This is a genomic window from Milkweed yellows phytoplasma str. MW1, assembly GCF_000309485.1.
In the GTDB taxonomy this organism is placed as follows: Bacteria; Bacillota_I; Bacilli_A; order Acholeplasmatales; family Acholeplasmataceae; genus Phytoplasma.
Map to the genome: position 1 here is coordinate 1 of NZ_AKIL01000039.1, position 7,707 is coordinate 7,707.

Here is a 7,707-nt window from a genome sequence, read left to right on the forward strand (position 1 = left end):
GCTGAACCGCTCTTCCGATCTGCTACATCTTCAAATAATTATTTATTTGAAGTATTTTTTTCTTTAAAAGAGGTTCAAATGGTTTTTGGAAAAAGAATTATTTACCCGAAAAGACGAATTTTATTTATAAATCAATTTTATCAAGTCGTTCAAACAATTTTTCTCCGGGTTGTAATTCTTTGGTTTGAGTGATGCCAAATTCTTCTAAACTTTCAAAAGTTTCTTCTTCTGCTTTAATTTGTTTTAAAATTGATTCAGATGTTTCAGGCAAAAAGGGTTTTAATAAAATACCTATAAAACGTAAAGTTTCGACTAAATTATATAAAAAAACATCTAATTTGGCTGAGTTATTTTCCTCTTTAACAATTTTCCATGGTTCAACAATATCCACATATTTATTAGAATAACGAGCTAATTGAATGATATGTTCCATCGTTTCCGCCACTCGATAAGAATTCATTGTTTTTTTAACCAACTTCACAGTATCAAGCGCTTTTTGAGGCAAATTAAAATCATCTTTTTCTTCTGTCGCTGTTTTAGTTAATTGAGTGTTACGGTAAGTTTTAATCATGCCTAAAGTGCGGCTTAACAAGTTTCCTATCGTGTTCACAAGATCAGCGTTATATCTTTCTAATAAAAGTTCATAACTTAAAGTTCCATCAGAAACATAAGGTATTTCGTGTAAAACAAAATATCTAATAGCATCAACAGAAAAAAACTTTAACAAATCATCTATATAAACCACATTATTAGTCGATTTGGAAATTTTATTGTTATTGAATAAAATCCAAGGATGAATTAAAAATTGTTTTGGTAGAGGGATTTCTAAAGCCATCAATAAAATAGGCCAATAAATCAAATGAAATCTGCTAATATCTTTCCCGATGACATGCAGATCACAAGGCCAATATTTTAAAAATTGTTCATTAGGCAAGATTTGTCCGTCTTCAGACAGTTGAAAACCTAAACCGGTAATATAATTGCTTAAAGCATCAATCCAAACATAAACCACATGGTTAGGGTCAAAACTTAAAGGAATACCCCATTTAAAAGAAATCCTAGAAATAGATAAATCAGTTAAAGTTTCTTTTAACAAATTTAAAATTTCTTTTCTTCTTTCTTTAGGCAAAATCAAATGAGGATTATCATTTAAATAAGTTAATAATCGCTCTTGATATTTCGATAATTGAAAAAAGTAGACTTCTTCTTTTGACCAAACTGGTGTTTCACCACTAGCAGTTTTACCGTTGATTAAGTCTTTTTCTGCTATATAACTCTCTTCAACGACAGAATACCAACCTTCATAAGTTCCTAAGTAAATATCGCCTTTTTTTAATAGTTTATTAACGATCGCTTGAACTGTTTTTTTATGATAATCATTGGTCGTTCTCACGAAATGATCATAATTAACCCCTACGGAATCATAAATTCTTTTAATTTCAGAAGAAATATGATCTACATATTCTTGAGTATTTATTTTTTCTTGAGAAGCTTTTTTTTCAATCTTTTGACCGTGTTCATCGGTTCCTGTTTGGAAATAAACATCATAATGATCCATTTTTTTAAAGCGTGCTATTGAGTCGGATAAAATCATTTCATAGACATTACCAATATGCGGAATGCCTGAGGCGTAAGCGATAGAAGTAGAAATGTAAAACTTCTTTTTTTTAACTTTCATATAAACAATAAATCTCCTTTTTATACATTATATATACCATTATCTTTTTGAATTTTATATTTTTGATAAATCTCTTTTTTAGAAATATTCCTCACTTTAGCGACTTTAGAAAAAGACTCTTTTTCCGAAAAACCTTGTTGCAAAAAAAACATAATATGTTCGTCTAAAGAAAAATCTTGATAAGAAAAAGACTTTTTATTGCCTTCAATGACTAAAACATATTCTCCTTTAGTTTTCAACTCTTCTAATAAAACACTATCAATATCGCCATTAATAATGGTTTCAAATTTTTTTGTTAATTCCCTAGATACAGAAACATTACGTTGAGGATAATGCATTTGAACTATTTGTAAAGTGTCTTTAATTCTTAAAGGAGATTCATAGATAATTAAAGATCCTTCAAAAAAACGGTGTTTTAATAATATTTCCGTTTTAACTTTTTTATTTTTAGTTAAAAAACCTAAAAATAAAAACGGAATATCAAAAGAAGAAATGCTAAAGGCGGACAAAAAAGCCGCCGGCCCTGGAACAGAAGTAACATAAAAACCTGCTTTTTTAACTTCTTGAACCAACAATAAACCTGGATCGCTAATTAAAGGAGTACCAGCGTCACTAATTAAAGCTATTTCTTTGCCGCTCTCTAACAAAGATAAAATCTTTTGCACCCTTTGCTTTTCGTTATATTGATATAAAGAAAGTAAGTTGTTTTTAAATTGATAAAATTCTAATATTTTATGAGCTCTTCTGGTATCTTCCGCCAAAATATAATCAACTTTTTTTAAAATTTCTAACGCACGAAAGGTTAAATCTGACATATTGCCGATAGGAGTGGAAACCAAATATAAAGTTGGTTTCGGTTCGATAAAGGTTTTTTGTATTATTGCCATATTTTAATGATTTTTAAATTTTAAGTTAAATTTAAAAACTCCTTTTGTTTTTCTATTTCTAAAAATAAAGTCATAAAACAAAAATTAGCATTGACAAAAACATTCTTTTGCTCTATTTGTTCTAATATCTCTAAATATTTATTAATATGTTCTAAAGATAATTCATCAAAAAAAGTTTTTTCTAATAATTCTATAGGAAAAGTAAAAGATAAATTATTTTTTTTATAATATAAATCTAAGAAAAATTGCATTATAATTTTTAAAAAATCACTAAAAAACAATTTATCTTCAGTTAAAGACTTAGCTTCCCCGAACAAATAAACAAAATCATTCTTTTTTTTAAAATTATCTAAAAACAATAAAAAGAATTTTTTAAATTCTAAATAATAATTATTTTTTGAAACATCTTCTGTTCCGTTGTGAAAACGATTTAATAAACTGATTAAAACGTCATCTAAAACTGCGCCTGTATTAATTGCTGGCGAAACTTTTTTTTCTTCTTTGTCTTCCATCATATTATCTAACGAAAAAACTTGTGTACGTGAAAGAATAGTAGGAAGGACAAGATCGCTATTATTAGTTAATAAAACACCTAAAATATTCTCACTAATAGGGTTTTCTAAAAAATAAAGTAAACTGTTAGCTGCTTTAACATGAAGATGTTCAATACCTTCAATAACATAAACTTTTTTTTGTCGAAACAAAGAAGTTTGGTTGAAATAATTTTGCATTTCCAAAATTTGTTCTTTTTTAATGGAATTATTTTTTTTATAACTTAAATGATAAAAATTAGGATACGAAAAATTTTTAATTAAATTTTCTAATTGAGAGTCAAAAGGAGAAGTTTGTAAAAATTCATGAACTAATTCCATCATAAGTTCATGTCTAACTTCTTCGTCACTGCCTTCTATTAAATAAAGATGAGATAATTTTTTTTGTTCAATAATAAATTTAAATTTTTCTAATAAACGTTGTTTTTTATTCATAATTTTATTTTAAACAATCTTTGTATTTCTATTTCAATGATGGATTGTATTTCTTCCAAAGGCTGGTTAGCATCAATTTTAAAAATTCTCTGAGGAAATTGTTTATGCAAATTTAAAAAACCTCGTCTAACTTTTTGATGAAAAGATAAAGTTTGCAAATCAAAATATTCTCTTTTATCTTCTCTTTTGTCTTTTATTCTTTGAAGTCCTATTTGAGGTTCTAAATCTAAATAAAAAGTAATATCAGGCATCGTCTTCAACGCGATAACATTAATTTTTTTAACAAATTCTTCGCCTAACTCTCTAGCGTAACCTTGATAAGCCAAAGAAGAATCTAGATAACGATCGCAAATCACTATTTGACCTTTTTTTAAAGCTGGTAAAATAACTTTATCTAAATGTTCTGCTCTATCGGCTGCGTATAATAAAGCTTCCGTGCGAACGTCTATTTTATGATCAGAACTGAATAAAAGACTTCTTATAGGAAGATTAGTTTCACAACCTCCCGGTTCTTTAGTTAAAATAACTGCATGTTTTTGAAACATTTTTTTAAACAAAGCGTTTGCGAGAGTGGTTTTACCTGTTCCTTCGCCGCCTTCAAAAGAAATAAACATATCGAAACACCTTTTTAATAAAAAATTTTTGTTAAAACAAGACCACAAGGAGGAGCCAAATAAGAAAATTGTTTACCATATGTTAAGTTTAACATATTTTCCAAGTCTAATAAATTCTTTTTTTTCTGCCCGATCCTAATTAAAAAACCTACTAAAAAAAGAATCATATGTTTTAAAAAACCTTTACCGTGAAAAACCAAAATATATTGATATTCGGTTTCTTCTAAAAAAGCGTCATAAATGATTTTAACGGTGGATTTTTTTTCGTCTTTATTATTGGTAAATAAAAAAAAATCATGTTCGCCTTTAATTAAAGATAATGCTTTTTCAATTAAGGTAAAATCCAAAGATTCAAAATAAGTTTGAAAACGGTTATTAAAAGGCGTTAATTCTTTTTTAGAAAAAAAATACTTATAAATTTTGGATTTAGTATGATAACGAGCGTGAAAAGCATCATATACTAAAGAGAGTTCCGCGACCTTAATATCTTTCGGCAAAACTTTATTTAAAGCTTTTTGGAAAAAATAATTATCAATCAAAAATGAAGTATAAAAATGAACTACTTGACCTTCAGCATGAACCCCTTTATCAGTGCGACTAGCGGCGTAAGTTATAATTTTTCGTTTCGTAAGACGAAACAAAACATTTTCTAAAACGGACTGAATTGTGATTGATTTAGGTTGTTTTTGATATCCATGATAATTAGTGCCATCATAACTTAAAACTAATTTATAAGTAAATTTTTTCAAATCAAAAACCTCTCTTTTATTTTATAATAAATCATAAAATAAAAAAATATTTTTCCCCTTTTTTAAAAAAAACTCCATATAAAAAATGATAAAATAATTATTAAAAACAGATAATCTTTTTTTGTCATTTTATAATGATTTAATTTAGTGCGTTTTTTGCCTAAAACATATCCACGCGCTTCCATAGCATTAGCTAAAACTAAAGATTTTTGAAAAGATATCACAAAAATAGGAATTAATAAAGATAATAAATTATAAATCTTTTTAAATAAATTTTTAGTATATAAATCCAAACCTCTAGACATTTGCGCTTTAATAATCTTTTGAGTTTCTTCCATTAAAAAAGGAATAAACATGAAAATCAAAGATATCATGATGGAAAAAAATTCTAAAGGAAATTTTAGTTTTTTCAAAGGTTTTAAAACGATTTCCAAACCATCATTTATTTCCATAAAAGAAGTGGTTTCGTTAAATAAAGTTATAACAGTTAAAATCAATAAAATCCTAATAAATATTAAAATAATTTTTAATAAATCTGTTTTTTTCAAGAATAATTGAACCGTATAATCTGCCTGTATAAAAGGTATTTTGTGTGTTTTCAACAAGTTAAAACGAGAAGTAAGAAAAGGCATTGCCAAGAAAAAGATAACAAACAAAAAAGAATAAATATTTTTCGGAAATATCTTTTTAAAAACAAAATAAAAAGCCCCTAAACTGAACAATATTAAGTAAACATTCCACACTTGAAAAGAAATGTCTCTTCCAGCTTCTTCTTTTAAAGAAATATGAAAAATTAAACTTAATACAATAAGAAATTTCAAATGAGAAATACGTTTTAACATTTTAACGACAGAAAAATTCAGATGCATTAACAAAAAAAATAAAATCAAAAATAGAAAAACGAAAGGTCCGAAAAATAAAACTGTTTCTAATAATTTTTTTTCTTTGAAAAAAAAAGAGACATCTAAACTAAAAATAATTTTAAAAAACGCAATGATAGTGATGATTTTAATCGCCGGATTAATGCTATATAAAAAAGATTTTTTCTTTAAATCAGTTTTTTGTTGTAAATCGGAATTAATCATCTAAACCATTATTTCCTTCATAAAATTTTTTTAAATATTTTAACATTTCTTTAAAAGAATAAACAGGAATAAAGGGGATGTTCAATTCTTTTTCTAAAAAATACGCCAGTTGGAAAGTTTGCGGTTTATAAGTTTCAAATTTATTGAATTTTTCATTCATAAAAAAGTCTTCTTTAGAACCATCAAACATAATTTGACCTTTTTCTAACAAAATCACTCTATTGGCGTATTCTGATACTAAATCTATATTATGAGTGATAAAAATAATGGTTTTTTTTTCTATTTGAAATAATTCTTGAAAAAAATTCATAATTTCAATTTGACTTTTAACATCTAAACCTCTTGTAGGTTCATCTAAAACTAAAATAGCAGGATCCATAACTAAAATGCCAGCAAGAGCCACTTTTCTTTGTTGTCCGCCAGATAATTTAAAAGGAGATGAAATAAATAAATCTTCTTCAATGCCTAATCTTTTTAAAACAGCAATAGCTTTTTTTTCTGAAGTATTATTATTTATTTTCAAATTTTTAAGCGCAAAAATAACATCTTTTAAAACAGTTGTTTCAAAAAGTTGATATTCAGGAAATTGAAAAACTAAACCAATTTTACTTCTCAAAGAAGATAAACATTTTTCAGGCGTTTTGGAATTTATTTTTTGCCCAAAAACTTCTATTTTCCCTTCTGAAGGCGTCAATAAACCATTCATCAATTGAACCAAAGTAGATTTTCCCGAACCAATTTGACCAATTAACGCGATAAATTCATTATTTTCATTAATTTTTAAATTAATATCTTTGATAGCATGTGTTTTTGTTTTATCATAATAATAACTTACATTTTTAAACTGTATTGCCATAAGATTTCCTTTATTTTTCGCAAAGATTCTGTTTTTTCATGAGATAAATTTTCATCTTTTTTTAATAATTCATAATAAAGTTTCAAAGATAAGGGTAAATTAACAAAATATTTTTCCAAAAAAGAAGGTTCTTTAATCAAATTTGTTGGTTTATCATGTTTTAATAGATGACCTTTTTCTAAAATAATAATCTCATCACTTTGTAAAGCAAAAGATAAATCATGTGTGATAGTGATTAAAATCTTATTTTTTTGTTGATGAATGTTTTTGATAATATTATGAATCTCTTTAACTCCTTGAGGATCTAAAAAAGCCGTTGGTTCATCAAAAATAATAATTTCTGGTTCCATAGCTAAAACAGAAGCAATAGCGACTTTTTGTTTTTGACCACCAGATAGTTCTTGAGGTTTTTTGTCTAACAAATCATAAATACCTAAAGAACGAGACACCTCAAAAATTTTTTGTTGCATTTCTTCTCTTGGTAAATTTTGGTTTTCTAGACCAAAAGCGATATCGCTTCGTACATCGAATCCGATAAATTGATAATCAGGGTTTTGAAAAACAATCCCCATAAGAGGACGAATATCAGACAAATTATCTTCATTCAATTCTAAACCGTTGATCATAATTTGTCCTTTTTGGAATTGCAATAAACTGATTAAAATTTTCACTAAAGTAGACTTGCCTGAACCATTATCGCCTGTTATAGAAACCCATGTTCCAGGATTGATCTTAAAATTCAAATCATGAAGAATTTGTTTTTCTTTGTAACTAAAATTTAAACCTTTAACAATTATCATTTTATAACCTAATTTTATTTATTTTAACCATTATAAACATAATAATAATTAA

Annotated in this window: 8 protein-coding genes; all 8 read right to left on the bottom strand. The window is 26.3% G+C overall.

Annotated features, from left to right (window positions below; genetic code table 11):
• Positions 1-124: 124 nt before the first annotated feature.
• The 8 genes from metG to RI76_RS00790 all read right to left on the bottom strand — a co-directional run bounded on the left by metG (position 125) and on the right by RI76_RS00790 (position 7,655).
• Positions 125-1,678 (bottom strand): methionine--tRNA ligase, encoded by a 1,554-nt coding sequence (metG, locus tag RI76_RS00755; RefSeq protein WP_017192221.1) that lies wholly within the window; start codon positions 1,676-1,678, stop codon positions 125-127.
• Positions 1,679-1,698: 20 nt separating this feature from the next.
• Positions 1,699-2,565, bottom strand: coding sequence for a 16S rRNA (cytidine(1402)-2'-O)-methyltransferase (gene rsmI, locus RI76_RS00760; protein WP_017192222.1), 867 nt, complete (start codon positions 2,563-2,565; stop codon positions 1,699-1,701).
• A gap of 20 nt (positions 2,566-2,585) precedes the next feature.
• Positions 2,586-3,551, bottom strand: coding sequence for a hypothetical protein (locus tag RI76_RS00765; protein ID WP_017192223.1), 966 nt, complete (start codon positions 3,549-3,551; stop codon positions 2,586-2,588).
• Positions 3,548-4,165 (bottom strand): dTMP kinase, encoded by a 618-nt coding sequence (tmk, locus tag RI76_RS00770; protein WP_017192224.1) that lies wholly within the window; start codon positions 4,163-4,165, stop codon positions 3,548-3,550. Before tmk ends, RI76_RS00765 begins: the two co-directional genes overlap by 4 nt.
• Before the next feature lie 14 nt (positions 4,166-4,179).
• The gene (gene truA / locus RI76_RS00775; RefSeq protein ID WP_017192225.1) at positions 4,180-4,914 is read right to left on the bottom strand and encodes a tRNA pseudouridine(38-40) synthase TruA; all 735 of its coding nucleotides are present in this window, start codon (positions 4,912-4,914) and stop codon (positions 4,180-4,182) included.
• A 62-nt stretch (positions 4,915-4,976) separates the two neighbouring features.
• Complete coding sequence (locus RI76_RS00780) at positions 4,977-5,999, bottom strand: energy-coupling factor transporter transmembrane component T family protein (RefSeq protein WP_017192226.1); 1,023 nt, start codon at positions 5,997-5,999, stop codon at positions 4,977-4,979.
• Positions 5,992-6,855: an ATP-binding cassette domain-containing protein gene (locus RI76_RS00785; RefSeq protein ID WP_017192227.1), complete on the bottom strand. Its 864-nt coding sequence runs from the start codon at positions 6,853-6,855 to the stop codon at positions 5,992-5,994. Before RI76_RS00785 ends, RI76_RS00780 begins: the two co-directional genes overlap by 8 nt.
• Complete coding sequence (locus tag RI76_RS00790) at positions 6,831-7,655, bottom strand: energy-coupling factor transporter ATPase (protein ID WP_017192228.1); 825 nt, start codon at positions 7,653-7,655, stop codon at positions 6,831-6,833. Before RI76_RS00790 ends, RI76_RS00785 begins: the two co-directional genes overlap by 25 nt.
• Between the last annotated feature and the right edge of the window lie 52 nt (positions 7,656-7,707).